Annotated in this window: 14 protein-coding genes (1 of these 14 cut by a window edge); 4 read left to right on the top strand and 10 right to left on the bottom strand. The window is 68.4% G+C overall.

The window, feature by feature from the left end; all coding sequences use genetic code 11:
• The 3 genes from E5671_RS33255 to thyX all read right to left on the bottom strand — a co-directional run.
• On the bottom strand, positions 1-1,189 hold the 5' portion of the coding sequence (locus E5671_RS33255; protein WP_160507562.1) for a ribonuclease J. Its footprint begins 497 nt before the window's first position; only the first 1,189 of its 1,686 coding nucleotides appear in the window; it begins with the start codon at positions 1,187-1,189; its stop codon lies off the left edge, out of view.
• Positions 1,190-1,322: 133 nt separating this feature from the next.
• Entirely contained in the window at positions 1,323-2,222 is a 900-nt protein-coding gene (dapA, locus tag E5671_RS33250) for a 4-hydroxy-tetrahydrodipicolinate synthase (RefSeq protein WP_160507561.1), read from the bottom strand.
• 190 nt (positions 2,223-2,412) lie between these two features.
• Complete coding sequence (gene thyX, locus E5671_RS33245; RefSeq protein ID WP_160507560.1) at positions 2,413-3,153, bottom strand: FAD-dependent thymidylate synthase; 741 nt, start codon at positions 3,151-3,153, stop codon at positions 2,413-2,415.
• 190 nt (positions 3,154-3,343) lie between these two features.
• On the opposite strand from thyX, the gene E5671_RS33240 reads away from it, so the two are divergent.
• The gene (locus E5671_RS33240; RefSeq protein WP_160507559.1) at positions 3,344-3,583 is read left to right on the top strand and encodes a hypothetical protein; all 240 of its coding nucleotides are present in this window, start codon (positions 3,344-3,346) and stop codon (positions 3,581-3,583) included.
• A gap of 123 nt (positions 3,584-3,706) precedes the next feature.
• Positions 3,707-4,267, top strand: a complete 561-nt coding sequence (locus E5671_RS33235) for a PH domain-containing protein (protein WP_160507558.1) — start codon at positions 3,707-3,709, stop codon at positions 4,265-4,267.
• Positions 4,268-4,276: 9 nt separating this feature from the next.
• Here the strand turns inward: E5671_RS33235 and E5671_RS33230 are convergent, their stop codons facing one another.
• The 6 genes from E5671_RS33230 to E5671_RS33205 all read right to left on the bottom strand — a co-directional run bounded on the left by E5671_RS33230 (position 4,277) and on the right by E5671_RS33205 (position 11,574).
• The gene (locus E5671_RS33230) at positions 4,277-4,729 is read right to left on the bottom strand and encodes a tetratricopeptide repeat protein (RefSeq protein ID WP_160507557.1); all 453 of its coding nucleotides are present in this window, start codon (positions 4,727-4,729) and stop codon (positions 4,277-4,279) included.
• A gap of 17 nt (positions 4,730-4,746) precedes the next feature.
• Positions 4,747-5,499 (bottom strand): 4-hydroxy-tetrahydrodipicolinate reductase, encoded by a 753-nt coding sequence (gene dapB, locus E5671_RS33225; protein ID WP_160507556.1) that lies wholly within the window; start codon positions 5,497-5,499, stop codon positions 4,747-4,749.
• A gap of 40 nt (positions 5,500-5,539) precedes the next feature.
• The gene (locus E5671_RS33220) at positions 5,540-6,919 is read right to left on the bottom strand and encodes an insulinase family protein (protein ID WP_160507555.1); all 1,380 of its coding nucleotides are present in this window, start codon (positions 6,917-6,919) and stop codon (positions 5,540-5,542) included.
• Positions 6,916-9,132: a polyribonucleotide nucleotidyltransferase gene (locus tag E5671_RS33215; protein WP_160507554.1), complete on the bottom strand. Its 2,217-nt coding sequence runs from the start codon at positions 9,130-9,132 to the stop codon at positions 6,916-6,918. The genes E5671_RS33220 and E5671_RS33215 overlap by 4 nt, the downstream gene beginning before the upstream one ends.
• 359 nt (positions 9,133-9,491) lie before the next feature.
• Positions 9,492-9,779 carry a 30S ribosomal protein S15 gene (gene rpsO, locus E5671_RS33210; protein WP_160507553.1) on the bottom strand — a complete coding sequence of 96 codons (288 nt, stop codon included), beginning with the start codon at positions 9,777-9,779 and terminating at the stop codon, positions 9,492-9,494.
• A gap of 334 nt (positions 9,780-10,113) precedes the next feature.
• Positions 10,114-11,574, bottom strand: coding sequence for an outer membrane protein assembly factor BamB family protein (locus E5671_RS33205; RefSeq protein WP_160507552.1), 1,461 nt, complete (start codon positions 11,572-11,574; stop codon positions 10,114-10,116).
• Positions 11,575-11,912: 338 nt separating this feature from the next.
• Here E5671_RS33205 and E5671_RS33200 point away from each other — a divergent pair, with 338 nt between their 5' ends.
• Positions 11,913-12,209 carry a DUF397 domain-containing protein gene (locus E5671_RS33200; RefSeq protein WP_160507551.1) on the top strand — a complete coding sequence of 99 codons (297 nt, stop codon included), beginning with the start codon at positions 11,913-11,915 and terminating at the stop codon, positions 12,207-12,209.
• A 17-nt stretch (positions 12,210-12,226) separates the two neighbouring features.
• On the opposite strand, the gene eccD is transcribed toward E5671_RS33200, so the two are convergent.
• Positions 12,227-13,750 (bottom strand): type VII secretion integral membrane protein EccD, encoded by a 1,524-nt coding sequence (gene eccD, locus E5671_RS33195; protein ID WP_336605908.1) that lies wholly within the window; start codon positions 13,748-13,750, stop codon positions 12,227-12,229.
• On the opposite strand from eccD, the gene E5671_RS33190 reads away from it, so the two are divergent.
• The gene (locus E5671_RS33190) at positions 13,743-13,898 is read left to right on the top strand and encodes a hypothetical protein (protein ID WP_160507550.1); all 156 of its coding nucleotides are present in this window, start codon (positions 13,743-13,745) and stop codon (positions 13,896-13,898) included. The genes eccD and E5671_RS33190 overlap by 8 nt on opposite strands.
• The last annotated feature ends 24 nt before the right edge of the window (positions 13,899-13,922 follow it).

The following is a 13,922-nucleotide window of genomic DNA, read 5'->3' as shown; positions in this document are numbered from 1 at the left end:
GCATCAGGTTCTTGGGCTTGCAGATGTTGTAGAAGTACAGGAGCTCGCCGGCCGACGCGTGGCCTGATACGTGCACCTTCGCGTTGCCCTTGTGGACGACGTTCGCTCCCCAGCGGGTCAGGCCGTTGATCACGCGGTAGACCGCGTTCTCGTTGCCGGGGATGAGCGACGACGCCAGGATCACCGTGTCGCCCTGGACGATGCGGATCTGGTGGTCGCGGTTGGCCATCCGGGAGAGGGCGGCCATCGGTTCACCCTGCGAGCCCGTGCAGACGAGCACTACCTGGCTGTCCGGGAGGTCGTCGAGCGTCTTGACGTCCACCACCAGGCCCGGCGGGACCTTCAGGTAGCCCAGGTCCCTCGCGATGCCCATGTTGCGGACCATCGAGCGGCCGACGAAGGCGACCCTGCGGCCGTACTCGTGGGCGGCGTCCAGGATCTGCTGGATGCGGTGGACGTGGCTGGCGAAGCTCGCGACGATGATCCGCTTCTGGGCGCCGGCGAAGACGCCCCGGATCACGTTCGAGATGTCGCGCTCCGGCGGGACGAAGCCAGGGACCTCGGCGTTCGTCGAGTCGGAGAGAAGGAGGTCGATGCCCTCCTCGCTCAGCCGCGCGAACGCGTGCAGGTCGGTGAGGCGGCCGTCCATCGGCAGCTGGTCCATCTTGAAGTCGCCGGTGGCGACCACCATGCCCGCGGGGGTGCGGACGGCGACGGCCAGGGCGTCCGGGATGGAGTGGTTGACCGCGATGAACTCGCAGTCGAACGGGCCGAGGCGCTCGCGGTCACCTTCGGCGACCTCGAGCGTGTACGGCCGGATGCGGTGCTCCTGGAGCTTCGCCTCGATGAGCGCGAGGGTCAGCTTGGAGCCGATCAGCGGGATGTCCGGCTTCTCGCGGAGGAGATACGGGACACCGCCGATGTGGTCCTCGTGGCCGTGCGTGAGCACGATGCCGTCGATGTCGTCGAGGCGGTCCCTGATGGACGTGAAGTCCGGCAGGATCAGGTCGATTCCGGGCTGCTCCTCCTCGGGGAAGAGCACTCCGCAGTCGACGATCAGCAGGCGACCGTTGTACTCGAAGACGGTCATGTTGCGGCCGATCTCACCGAGGCCGCCCAGCGGGGTGACCCGCAGGCCGCCCTTCGGGAGCTTCGGCGGGGCGCCGAGTTCAGGATGCGGATGACTCAAAAGACTCTCCTCACCACACGCGCCACGTACCTCCGGGGCACGTGGCGCGCATGACGTTCGTGCAGTAGCAGTTGTTTGTGTGTGCAGGACGATGTCCTGCGGTGTTTCGCGTATTCAGTTGTGAAGTCTGGGGTTAGATCTGTACCCCGCCGGCGGCGAGATCGATCTTGAGCTGGGCCGTCTCGTCAGGCGACAACTCGACCAGGGGCAGCCGCAGCGGTCCCGCGGGGCGACCCTGCAGGGTGAGCGCCGCCTTCGTGGTGATCACACCCTGCGTACGGAACATGCCGGTGAAGACCGGGAGCAGCTTCTGGTGGATCTCTGTGGCCTTCTGTACGTCACCCGTGGTGTACGCGTCGATCATCGCGCGCAGCTCCGGCGTGACCACGTGGCTGACGACGGAGACGAAGCCGCAGGCGCCGACGGAGAGCAGCGGGAGGTTCAGCATGTCGTCGCCGGAGTACCAGGCGAGGCCGGAGCGGGCGATGGCCCAGCTGGCGCGGCCGAGGTCGCCCTTGGCGTCCTTGTTGGCGACGATGCGCGGGTGCTCGGCGAGGCGGACGATCGTTTCGGTGTTGATCGGTACGCCACTGCGGCCGGGGATGTCGTAGAGCATGACGGGAAGCTCGGTGCTGTCGGCGATCGCCGTGAAGTGCCGGAGCAGACCCTCTTGCGGGGGCTTGTTGTAGTACGGCGTGACGGTCAGAAGGCCGTCGGCGCCGACCCGCTCGGCGTCGCGGGCGAGCTCGATGCTGTGGCGGGTGTCGTTCGTGCCGACGCCTGCGACCACGTGGGCGCGGTCTCCGACCGCTTCTACTACGGCTCGTACGAGCTCGGCTTTCTCCGCGTTGCTGGTGGTCGGGGACTCGCCGGTGGTGCCGTTGATGACGAGGCCGTCATTGCCTGCGTCCACCAGGTGGGCGGCGAGCCGCTGCGCGCCGTCGAGGTCGAGTGCGCCGTCCGCCGTAAAGGGCGTGACCATGGCGGTGAGGACCCTCCCGAAGGGGGTCTGCGGAGTGGAGGTCGGAGCCATGGGTAACACGCTACTCGCTGCTCAGCGCGTGGTCCCCCCTCGGGGGATGTGTGCGGACCTGACAAGTGAGGAGCCCGGCACTGCCTGCTCGGGGGTTCAAGCAGTGCCGGGTCCGTTTGATCAGGCTAGATGAACTTCTCGAAATGCCGCAATACGGACACCTCACTCAGCCCACCCGTACATCAGTGCCTTACGGAGCCACACGTCCGTTGGCGTTGAACGCGGCGTGCGTGAGGGGCATGAGCTTGGCCCACTGCTCCTCCATCTTCTCGCCGACCATCTCGATCTCCCGCTGCGGGAAGGACGGGACCTTGGCGAGCTCGTGCTGCGTACGCAGGCCGAGGAAGTGCATCAGCGAACGGGCGTTGCACGTCGCGTACATCGACGAGAAGAGGCCTACCGGCAGGACCGCGCGGGCGACTTCGCGGGCGACGCCGGCGGCGAGCATCTCCTGATAGGCCTCGTACGCCTGGCGGTAGGAGTCCTCCATGACGCGGCCCGTGAGCTCCTGCTGGGCCTGGGTGCCCTCCACGAAGACGTACTTCCCGGGGCGGCCTTCCTGGACCAGCTTGCGGGCCTCGTCCGGGACGTAGAACGTCGGCTGGAGCTCCCTGTAGCGGCCCGACTCTTCGTTGTACGACCAGCCCACGCGGTGCCGCATGAACTCGCGGAAGACGAAGATCGGGGCACTGATGAAGAACGTCATCGAGTTGTGCTCGAAGGGGCTGCCGTGGCGGTCCCGCATCAGGTAGTTGATCAGGCCCTTGGAGCGCTCGGGGTCCTTCTGGAGCTCTTCCAGGGACTGCTCCCCGGCAGTGGAGACACGGGCGGCCCACAGGACGTCGGAGTCGGTCGCGGCGTGCTTCACCAACTCGACGGTGACCTCGCTGCGGAAGCTGGGCTTGAGCTCTTCGGTGGGGGTCTCGCTCACTGGCGGGGTCCTTCCATGTGCATCACTCGGGCGGCGCCCACTCTATGGCCCGGCACTGACAATCGGCCGTTCGGCGGCTCGCCACGACAATCTTCGGCGAATTTGGCGAAACCGGGCACCAATTGGCCGTTTCGAGCGTCTGACTGGACAACAGAGTTAAGTTCGAGTCGCGTGAGGAGAAACGCACCCCATGTTCCGTCGGCGCGAGCCCGTCCCGTTCGCCTTCATCGCCGAAGCCGACAAGTTCCGCAGCAACGTCACTCCCCCACCCCGAGAGCGTGCGTCGGCCGCTCAGGTCGTGGGCCGAACCCTGGTCGGCCTGGTCGTGGTCGCCGGACTCGCGGGTTCCCTGCTGTTCGGCATGCCCGCCCTGTCTCCCGATCAGTCACCCGCACAGAATCAGCAGTCCGAGGCCTCGGACGGTCGCTGACTCTCCCCCACTGCCCTAAAGGCGTGGGGGCACCCCCATGGCCCCCCAAGGGTGGTAGGCCGGAGCAGGGCTCGGTAGCCTCACCGGGCACAGCCCGTGCGTGGATTGAGTGAGGATTCAGTCGTGCCCCTGCCCTTCCTGACGGCGGACCGCGCCTTTGACGAGTCGGCGGACGACGCCGCTCTGCCGTTCGACGACCGCGACCACTGGCGGCGGCCCTACCGGCCAGGGCCGTGGCGGGTGGGGGCGGCAGCGCTGCTTCTCCTGCTCGCCTCGTACGTCCTCGTCGCCGCCGTGGTCATCGCGTTCGCGGACTCACTCGCGGGTGCCGCGGTCTGCGCGGGCCTCGCGGTGGTCGTCATCGTGAGCGCGCTGCGGCTGCTGCGGATGGGCACCTGGGTGAGCGCGCACGGCCTGCGTCGTGTGGCCTTCCTGACGACGCAGACCGTGCCGTGGGCGCAGGTCGTGACGGTGCGTACGACGCAGCAGCCCGTGCGGTGGCTCGGGCTGCCCCGCACGGTGCAGGGGCAGGCACTCGTCCTCGTACGGCGGGATCAGCGGGCCGAGGGGCAGCAGCCGTTGCTCACCGACCGCAACGCCGACTTCCTGGCCCGGTACGAGGCCTTCAACCGGGCGGCCGACTCCATCGAGGTGTGGGCCGACGAGTACCGGCGCACCGCCTGATCGCAGACGTCAGGCGTTCACAGGCCTGCCCGCGTGCAGCGCGATCGCGCGCTGCATCGCCTTTCGCGCGCGCGGGGTGTCCCGGGCATCGTGATAGGCGACGGCGAGGCGGAACCAGCAGCGCCAGTCGTCCGGCGAGTCCTCGGTCTCGGCCTTGCGCCTGGCGAAGACCTCGTCGGCCGAGTCACGGTCGATGCGACCGCCGGGGGTGCGCTTCAACTCGTCGACGGGCAGGCCGCCTTCGGCTTCCAGCTCGGCGGCGAGGCGGTTGGCGCGCTGGACGAACTGGGTGTTCTTCCAGAGGAACCAGACACCGATGAACGGCAGGATGAGCACCGCGACACCGAAGGTGACGGTGAGCGCGGTGCCGTGCTTTATCAGGAGCACGCCGCGGCTGCCGACCAGGACGAAGTAGACGACCAGGACGGCAGCCGTGACGGCGTAAGTGATCTTTGCTCGCATGAGGGTCAGCCGGTCCGTCAGTTCAGGTCCAGGAAGTGTTCCAGGCCGAACGTCAGGCCCGGAGTGCTCACCACACGGCGTACGCCGAGCAGGATGCCCGGCATGAAGCTGCTGTGGTGCAGCGAGTCGTGCCGGACCGTGAGGGTCTCGCCCTCGCCGCCGAGCAGCACCTCCTGGTGGGCCAGGAGGCCGCGCAGCCGCACGGAGTGCACCGGAACGCCGTCGACGTCCGCGCCGCGTGCACCGTCAAGCGCGGTCGAGGTGGCGTCCGGCTGCGGGGCGCTGCCCGCATCCCGACGGGCCTCGGCGATGAGCTGGGCGGTGCGCGTGGCGGTGCCGCTGGGGGCGTCGGCCTTGTTCGGGTGGTGCAGCTCGACGACCTCGACGGACTCGAAGTACGGCGCCGCGATCTGCGCGAACTTCATGGTGAGGACCGCGCCGATGGAGAAGTTCGGGGCGATCAGGACGCCCGTCTCCGGCGATGCGGCCAGGGCGGTCTCCAGCTGCGCGACGCGGTCGTCGGTCCAGCCCGTCGTACCGACCACGGCGTGGATGCCGTGCCGTACGCAGAAGTCGAGATTGCCCATCACCGAGTCGGGGTTGGTCAGTTCGACCGCGACCTGGGCGCCGGTCTCCACCAGCGTGTCCAGCGAGTCGCCCCGGCCAAGCGCGGCGACCAGTTCCAGGTCGTCGGCGGCTTCGACGGCTCGGACGGCCTCGGAGCCGATCCGGCCCTTGGCTCCGATGACCGCCACGCGCAGCTTGCTCATGTGCCTGATTCCTTAAGGGAGTTAGGAGACCGCTGAGGGCTTAGGAGACCGCTTCGTGCAGGCGTGCGGCCTGCTTGTCCTTGAGCGGGCCGATGGCCGACAGCGACGGACGGTGGCCGAGGACCTCGCGGGCGACCTCGCGGACCTCGTCCGGGGTGACCGCCGAGATCTTGGCCAGCATGTCGTCGACCGACATCTGCTCGCCCCAGCACAGCTCGCTCTTGCCGATACGGTTCATCAGCGCGCCCGTGTCCTCGAGGCCGAGCACGGTGGAGCCCGCGAGCTGGCCGATCGCGCGGCCGATCTCGTCGTCGCTCAGGCCGTTCTGCGCGACCTGGTCGAGCTCGTCGCGGCAGATCTTCAGTACGTCGTGCACCTGGCTCGGGCGGCAGCCCGCGTACACGCCGAAGAGGCCGGTGTCGGCGAAGCCCGATGTGTACGAGTACACGCTGTAGGCCAGGCCGCGCTTCTCCCTGACCTCCTGGAAGAGGCGCGATGACATGCCGCCGCCGAGGGCGGTGTTCAGGACGCCCATGGCCCAGCGGCGCTCGTCCGTGCGGGCCAGGCCCGGCATGCCGAGGATGACGTGGGCCTGCTCGGTCTTGCGGTTGATGACCTCGACGCGGCCCGCCGTGCGCAGGGCGCGGGAGCCCTGGCGCGGGATGACCGGCGTCGCGTCGGTGCGGTGGAGGGCGCCGGCCTTCTCGAAGGCGGCACGGACCTGACGTACGACCTTGTTGTGGTCGACGTTGCCCGCGGCCGCGACCACCAGGTGGGTCGGGTCGTAGTGCTTCTTGTAGAAGCGGCGGATCCGCTCGGCGGTGAGGGCGTTGACCGTCTCCTCGGTGCCGAGGACGGGGCGGCCGAGGGGGGTGTCGCCGAGCATCGTGTGCGCGAACAGGTCGTGCACGCAGTCGCCCGGGTCGTCCTCGGTCATCGCGATCTCTTCGAGGATGACGCCGCGCTCGGCGTCGACGTCCTCCTGGAGGATCAGGGAGCCCGTCAGCATGTCGCAGACGACGTCGATGGCCAGCGGCAGGTCGGTGTCGAGCACGCGTGCGTAGTAGCACGTGTACTCCTTCGCCGTGAAGGCGTTCATCTCGCCGCCGACCGCGTCGAGCGCGGCCGAGATGTCGAGGGCGCTGCGCTTCTTGGTGCCCTTGAAGAGCAGGTGTTCCAAGTAGTGCGTGGCGCCGTTCAGGGACGGCGTCTCGTCGCGGGATCCGACGTTCGCCCAGATCCCGAAGGTCGCCGAGCGTACGGAAGGCAGGGTCTCGGTGACGACGCGGAGGCCGCCCGGCAGCGTCGTACGGCGGACCGTGCCGATGCCGTCCTTGCCCTGGAGGAGGGTTTGGGTACGGGCGACGGCCCGCCCCTCCGAAGAGGGGCGGGCCGTCGTCGTGGTGCTACGCGACGTCACTTGTCGGTGTCGTCCTTCGTTTCGTCGCCCTCTTCGCCCTCGATGACGGGGATGAGGGAGAGCTTGCCGCGGGAGTCGATCTCGGCGATCTCGACCTGGACCTTCTGGCCCACGCCGACAACGTCCTCGACGTTCTCCACGCGCTTGCCGCCGGCGAGCTTGCGGATCTGCGAGATGTGCAGCAGACCGTCCTTGCCCGGCATGAGCGAGACGAACGCGCCGAAGGTCGTCGTCTTCACGACGGTGCCCAGGTAGCGCTCGCCGACCTCCGGCATGGTCGGGTTGGCGATGCCGTTGATCGTGGCGCGGGCGGCCTCGGCCTGCGAGCCCTGAGCGGCACCGATGTAGATGGTGCCGTCGTCCTCGATCGTGATGTCGGCGCCGGTGTCCTCCTGGATCTGGTTGATCATCTTGCCCTTCGGGCCGATGACCTCACCGATCTTGTCCACCGGGATCTTGACGGTGATGATGCGCGGAGCGTTCGGGGACATCTCGTCCGGAACGTCGATCGCCTCGTTCATCACGTCGAGGATGTGCAGACGCGCGTCACGGGCCTGCTTCAGCGCGGCGGCCAGGACCGAGGCGGGGATGCCGTCGAGCTTGGTGTCGAGCTGGAGCGCGGTCACGAACTGCTTCGTACCGGCGACCTTGAAGTCCATGTCACCGAACGCGTCCTCGGCACCGAGGATGTCGGTGAGGGCGACGTAGTGCGTGTCGCCGTCGATCTCCTCGGAGATCAGACCCATGGCGATACCGGCGACGGCGGCCTTCAGCGGCACACCGGCGTTCAGCAGCGACATCGTCGAGGCACAGACCGAGCCCATGGACGTCGAGCCGTTCGAACCGAGGGCCTCGGAGACCTGACGGATCGCGTACGGGAAGTCCTCGCGCGACGGGAGCACGGGCACGATCGCGCGCTCGGCGAGCGCGCCGTGGCCGATCTCGCGGCGCTTCGGCGAACCGACGCGGCCGGTCTCGCCGACCGAGTACGGCGGGAAGTTGTAGTTGTGCATGTAGCGCTTGCGCGTCACCGGGGAAAGGGTGTCGAGCTGCTGCTCCATGCGGAGCATGTTGAGGGTGGTGACGCCCAGGATCTGGGTCTCGCCACGCTCGAACAGCGCCGAGCCGTGCACGCGCGGGATGGCCTCGACCTCGGCGGCGAGCGTACGGATGTCCGTGAGGCCACGGCCGTCGATGCGGACCTTGTCCTTGATGACGCGCTCGCGGACCAGCTTCTTGGTCAGCGCGCGGTACGCACCGGAGATCTCCTTCTCGCGGCCCTCGAACTGCGGGAGCAGCTTCTCGGAGGCGATCTCCTTGATGCGGTCGAGCTCGGTCTCGCGCTCCTGCTTGCCGGCGATGGTCAGCGCCTGGGAGAGCTCCGACTTCACGGCGGCGGTCAGGGCCTCCAGGACGTCGTCCTGGTAGTCCAGGAAGACCGGGAACTCGCCGGTGGGCTTGGCGGCCTTGGCGGCGAGGTCCGACTGGGCCTTGCAGAGCGCCTTGATGAAGGGCTTCGCGGCCTCGAGACCGGCGGCGACGACCTCCTCCGTGGGGGCCTCCGCGCCGTCCTTGACGAGCTGGATGGTCTTCTCGGTGGCCTCGGCCTCGACCATCATGATCGCGACGTCGCCGTCCTCGAGGACGCGACCAGCGACGACCATGTCGAAGACGGCGTCCTCGAGCTCGGTGTGCGTCGGGAAGGCGACCCACTGGCCCTTGATGAGCGCCACGCGCGTGCCGCCGATCGGGCCCGAGAAGGGCAGGCCGGCCAGCTGCGTGGAGCAGGAGGCGGCGTTGATCGCGACCACGTCGTACAGGTGGTCGGGGTTGAGCGCCATGATCGTCTCGACGATCTGGATCTCGTTACGCAGGCCCTTCTTGAAAGAAGGACGCAGCGGGCGGTCGATCAGGCGGCAGGTCAGGATCGCGTCCTCGGAGGGACGGCCTTCACGGCGGAAGAACGATCCGGGGATCTTGCCGGCGGCGTACTGCCGCTCCTCGACGTCCACCGTGAGGGGGAAGAAGTCGAGCTGGTCCTTGGGCCGCTTGGAAGCGGAGGTGGCCGACAGCACCATGGTGTCGTCGTCCAGGTACGCGACGGCGGAGCCTGCGGCCTGCTTGGCCAGGCGGCCCGTCTCGAAGCGGATGGTGCGGGTGCCGAACGTGCCGTTGTCGATAACAGCCTCGGCGTAGTGGGTCTCGTTCTCCACTGTTCTCCTACGTGTCTACGTTTCGTCTTCTCGCCCCTGGGCCCGTGTGGCCCGGGAGCGGCGCCCCATGCGTCCTTCGTGGACAGGGACTGTGTGGAGAAACGCGCCGTGTGTGCGGGCCGGTCTTCGATCGAAGCTCCCGGGGGTTTCGCCCGGAAGCCACTACCGAAGATCGGCGGCGGCTGGTGCGCCTCTCCTTCGTGAGGTCCTGCTGGGTGTCCCCCGGGTGCTGGACCATGGTGATCCCTACCCGCGGGGACGTGCTTATGTCACCAGACTACAAAGCGTCGGTGACAACGCGCACGTACAGCAAAGGGAGCGGCCCCCTCTTGCGTGGGAACCGCTCCCTTCACGATGTCTTACTTGGCGCCCGCCGCACCGCGACGGATGCCCAGACGGTCCACCAGCGCACGGAAGCGCTTGATGTCCTTCTTGGCCAGGTACTGCAGCAGACGGCGACGCTGACCGACCAGGATCAGCAGACCACGACGGGAGTGGTGGTCGTGCTTGTGGGTCTTCAGGTGCTCGGTCAGGTCCGAGATGCGGCGCGAGAGCATGGCGACCTGGACCTCGGGGGAGCCGGTGTCGCCCTCCTTCTGGCCGAACTCGGTCATGATCTGCTTCTTCGTAGCGGCGTCGAGCGACACGCTTACTCCTCGTAGTCTTTTCGTGGCCACCGAGTGCCCCTGGTCTACATCGCAGGGGAGCTTCCACAACTCGGAAGGCGAGGTCCGCTGGGCGCTGCCCTCAGGTCCTTGGTCGAGGTGTCGACCTTGGGGGTCCGGGGGCGCGTACACATACGGCCGTTACACAGGGTACCAGTCGGGTCGTGGACAGCCGACAGGGCTCCTGTCCAGTCCCCCTGAGGCCCCTGCCGCGCCGTTCCCCACCCCTATGCTTCTGAGCCCGCGCCCCTTCGGGGCCTGCGCTGCTTCAGGCCCCGCACCGCTTCAGGCCCCGCACTGCTTCAGGCTCTGCGCTTCATGCGCCTTCGACTCCCAGCGCGCTGAAGGCCGTGCCCTTCCAGGGTCCACTGTCCTCCGCGGACAGCTCCCGGGGGGCGAAGAAGACCCGGCCGTGCTCGATGATGATCTCGTTCTCCTCCGGATTCTCCATCCCGATGCGGTCCGGCATGCCGAAGAGCAGATACGGGGCCTCCTTGCCCGTACGCGGGTCAAGGCTCACCACGGCGGCCGGTGAGACACCGTCGTCGCTCGGCCGGAAAGCGAGCAGCCTGCCGCCGCTCACCCGCAAGGGGTACATCGGACGGTCCGGCTTGGAGTCGAACTTCTTGACGGTCTTCCCGGTGCCGAGGTCGTACGAGGCGATCCAGTTGTCCGCGGGCGTCCCCTTGGAGGCCGCCAGGAACAGCTGGTCCCGCCCGACCGCGATCGCGTCACACGTTTCCACGGTCCCGAAGAGCGGCTTGTGGCAATTGTCGACGAAGCGGCCTTCCGGCATGTCGATCGTGGCCCGGTAGTCGCCTCGGTCATCGAGAGTGATCAAGTCCGTCACGGCGGTACCCGCGGTCGAGACGGCAAGCACCGCGGGGTCGGACGAGACCAAGTAGACGCGCTCGACCCCGCGCGCCACCTTGTAGGTCCACTCCGGCTCAGCCGTCCGGGGCCGCACCTTCTGCACCTTGAACCGGGGCTCCTCGGTGTCCCCGCACCGGACGAGGGCAAGGAGGTCGCGCCCGCCCGCGAAGCCGAGGTCCCGGCACTCCGCAGAGGCCGCGCTCGTCCACAGTTGCCGCCCGTGCTTCATGTCGTACGCGACCGAGCCCTGGCTCCAGGCCACGGCGACCGTGCCACGCGTCATGGTCACGTTGGCGTGCGGCGCGAACGCTTCCTCGGCGTCGGGCAGCTTCACCTGCCAGAGCTTCTCGCCGGTGTTCAAGTCGAAGAAGGCCAGCTGGGTACAGAGGAACTTGTCGGGGTCCTCGGCTTTGCGGCTCTTGTCCTTGGATCTCTTCCCCTTGTCCTTCTTGCTCTTCTTCTTGCTCTTCTCGTCCTTGCCCTTGGGCTTGGGCTTGTCACCCTTCTCCTGGAGGAGGACAGCCGTGCGTCCGTCGGCGGTGACGTGGCGGGTGGTGTCGCATATCGGGCCGGTCAGCTCGGTGGACCAGTCCTCCTTGGACGTGCCGAACTTGAAGCCCTTGAGCGTGCTGCCGGTCCCCCGGACGAAGTTCTTCTCCGTCGCCCACGCGCCGGGCGCGTGAACGGTCTCGCGCCCGAACCTCTTCTTGAACTCTTTTTCGTTGTAGTCGACGGCGAGATCGGCCTCGGGGCTCCGGGGGGACTCCTCGACGGTGTCCCGGATGTCGTCCGGTGCCTGCCGCACGGCGGTCGGCTTCTTCGGCTGTGGCTGCTCGCCGTCGGTCACCGCCCAGACGACACCGCTGCCCACACAGAGAACCACTGCCAGCAGAACGGCCAGCACCCTCGCGCGACGCTTCTTGTTCTCCCTCTCCGCGCTCAGGACGGACTGAGTAAAGGGGGAATGGGGCGGGCCGTGACTCACGTGGCGGGGCCTTTCTGGTTCGAAGGGGCGTCGCTTCGCGCGAAGTTACGGGTGAACTCACCGCAAATGCCCACTGGTTCAGGTTCCGCGCGATGCGCGCGTCACCTTATCTCCGCGCTTTCGCCACCCTCCGTTCAGGATTGGGGGACCTGCGACCGGAACCCCAGGTGACGAGGCCATTGCGCTGCGTACCTTCCGGCCTGCCAAGTACTCTGAGCCCACGGTTGGTTCGCACAGGTGGAAGGGGCCGTCGCGCCATGGCCGAGGCACAGCACGAGGACGTCCAGGCTCGCAAAGAGCGCGAGAAGAACGAGCTCTACGCTCTCGACATCTCCGGCGTGGAGTGGCACAGCGCACCGGGCGCCGAGGCACACGAGGAGCGGGTCGAGATCGCGTACCTGCCGGACGGCGCCGTAGCCATGCGGTCGTCCATCGAGCCCGAGACAGTGCTGCGGTACACCGAGGCGGAGTGGCGGGCCTTCGTGCTCGGAGCCCGGGACGGGGAGTTCGATCTGGAGCCGGCAGCGGGCGAGGTCAGCCGGGACGCGGGCTGACGCGTAGAGCGCAGCTGTCAGCTGGTCAGAGCTCGTGCTGAGGCATACACGTCGAAGACGGCCAGGGTCAGCGGGACCAACGTCAGCAGGACGAAGCCTTCCGCGATTTCAGTGAAGCGGCCCCAAAAGGGGGTGACTCCTCGGCGTGACGTGATGAGACCTACGGCAGTGACCAGTGCGGAGGCGGCCGCGATCGCCGCGATCAGCCACAGCGTTCGTACGTTGAGGGCCGAACTGTCGCCGAGCAGGGCATCGCGCATCAGTGCGTGCGGCGGGTTGAGGCAGAAGCCGAGCCCGAGCAGCACGAGTCCCGCCAGGCCCGCGGCCAGCGTCGAGGCGACCTGAGCCGTGTAACGGAAGAGCTGGGCGCGCATCAGCATCGCGATGCCGGTAGCGAGGGCAAGCAGCTGCCCCCAGACATCGTCGGAGAAGCCGAGCACCGCGGCCCCACCGACGGACACCAAGGCGCAGCCACCCACCAGGCCGACGAGCAGTTCGTGGCCGCGGCGGGCCTGGGCGGCGATGCGCTCGGCGTCGACAGGCTGCTGCGGCTCTGGCTCAGCGCCGTACTCGTTGCGTGCGGCGTGCGGGGACTCGAAGCCGATGGGGATACGGGCGAACCGCATGGACAGACCCGGCAGGAACGCGAGGGCACCTACGGCCAGCGGGGCGCAGAGCGCCGCGGTCTCGACCGGTTCCAGGCTGCTGAGCGTCGCGATGAACACGGTGAGCAGGCCGACGGCGGAGGCGAAGACGAAGGCCACGAACGGGCCGTCCCCGCGCGGCGACACCAGGGCGAGGATCACCGAGGCGATGAGTACGGCCGTGCAGGCGAGCAGGAACTGGAGCCTGCCGATGCCCTGCCCCTCGGTGAGGGGCAGCAGACCGGAGCCGGCCACGGCCACGTTCGGCAGAGCGCCGAGGCCGAGAGCGATGGCCGAGGCCCGGTCGTCGTAGATCCGCGCACGCACGCAGGCGAGCGTGAGCAGCAGCAGACCCGCGACGGCGGCGAGGATGCCCGGCAGGCCGTTCATGTCGTGGCGGGGCTCTGCGGTCCAGGCCACGAAGGCGATGAGGGCCGGCAGCACGGCGCCGCCGATGAGTCCTGCCACGCGCGTCGAGTCGCCGTCCCACAGCGTGCGATCGCGCGTCACCGCGGAGGCGACGGCCTCGGACACGTCGTCGAAGACGGCCGGCGGCAACGACTCGGAGAACGGACGCAGGGTGAGGAGCTCGCCGTCGAGGATGCGCTGCGCCGCGAAGGATCGGGCGCTGTCCAGCACGGCGCCGTCACGGCGTACGAGGTGGTAGCCGACAGGGGCGCCTTCGGCGGGGCTCTGCCGGGAGAGGCGCAGGATCTCCGGGTAGATGTCGGCGACCGGGATGTCATCGGGCAGCGCCACGTCGATCCGGCTGTCGGGCGCGACGATGGTGACGCGGCAGAAGCCGAATCCCGCGCCGGTTCCGGAGGCGGGTCCCGGAGGTGTTCCCTGGCCGGACCGTCCCGATCCGGTAGCCGTCGCGGAGGCCGTCATGCTCACCTTGCTGCTCCCCCTCCATGCTGTGGTCCTGATGGCGATGTCATCAGTGGTGCTGGTGCTGGTGCCGCGTGCGCGGCAGCTGGTGCTGCGTGCGCGGCGTCTCCGCCGACTGTGCCGCATTCGCGTGGTGCATCGCGGCGCGATCTGACCCAGCTGGCTGGTTCTTGGTGGC

It is taken from the genome of Streptomyces sp. BA2, from assembly GCF_009769735.1.
Taxonomy (GTDB): Bacteria; Actinomycetota; Actinomycetes; order Streptomycetales; family Streptomycetaceae; genus Streptomyces.
The sequence above is the reverse complement of the archived record's forward strand: the minus strand, read 5'-3'. Positions and strand labels throughout refer to the sequence as shown.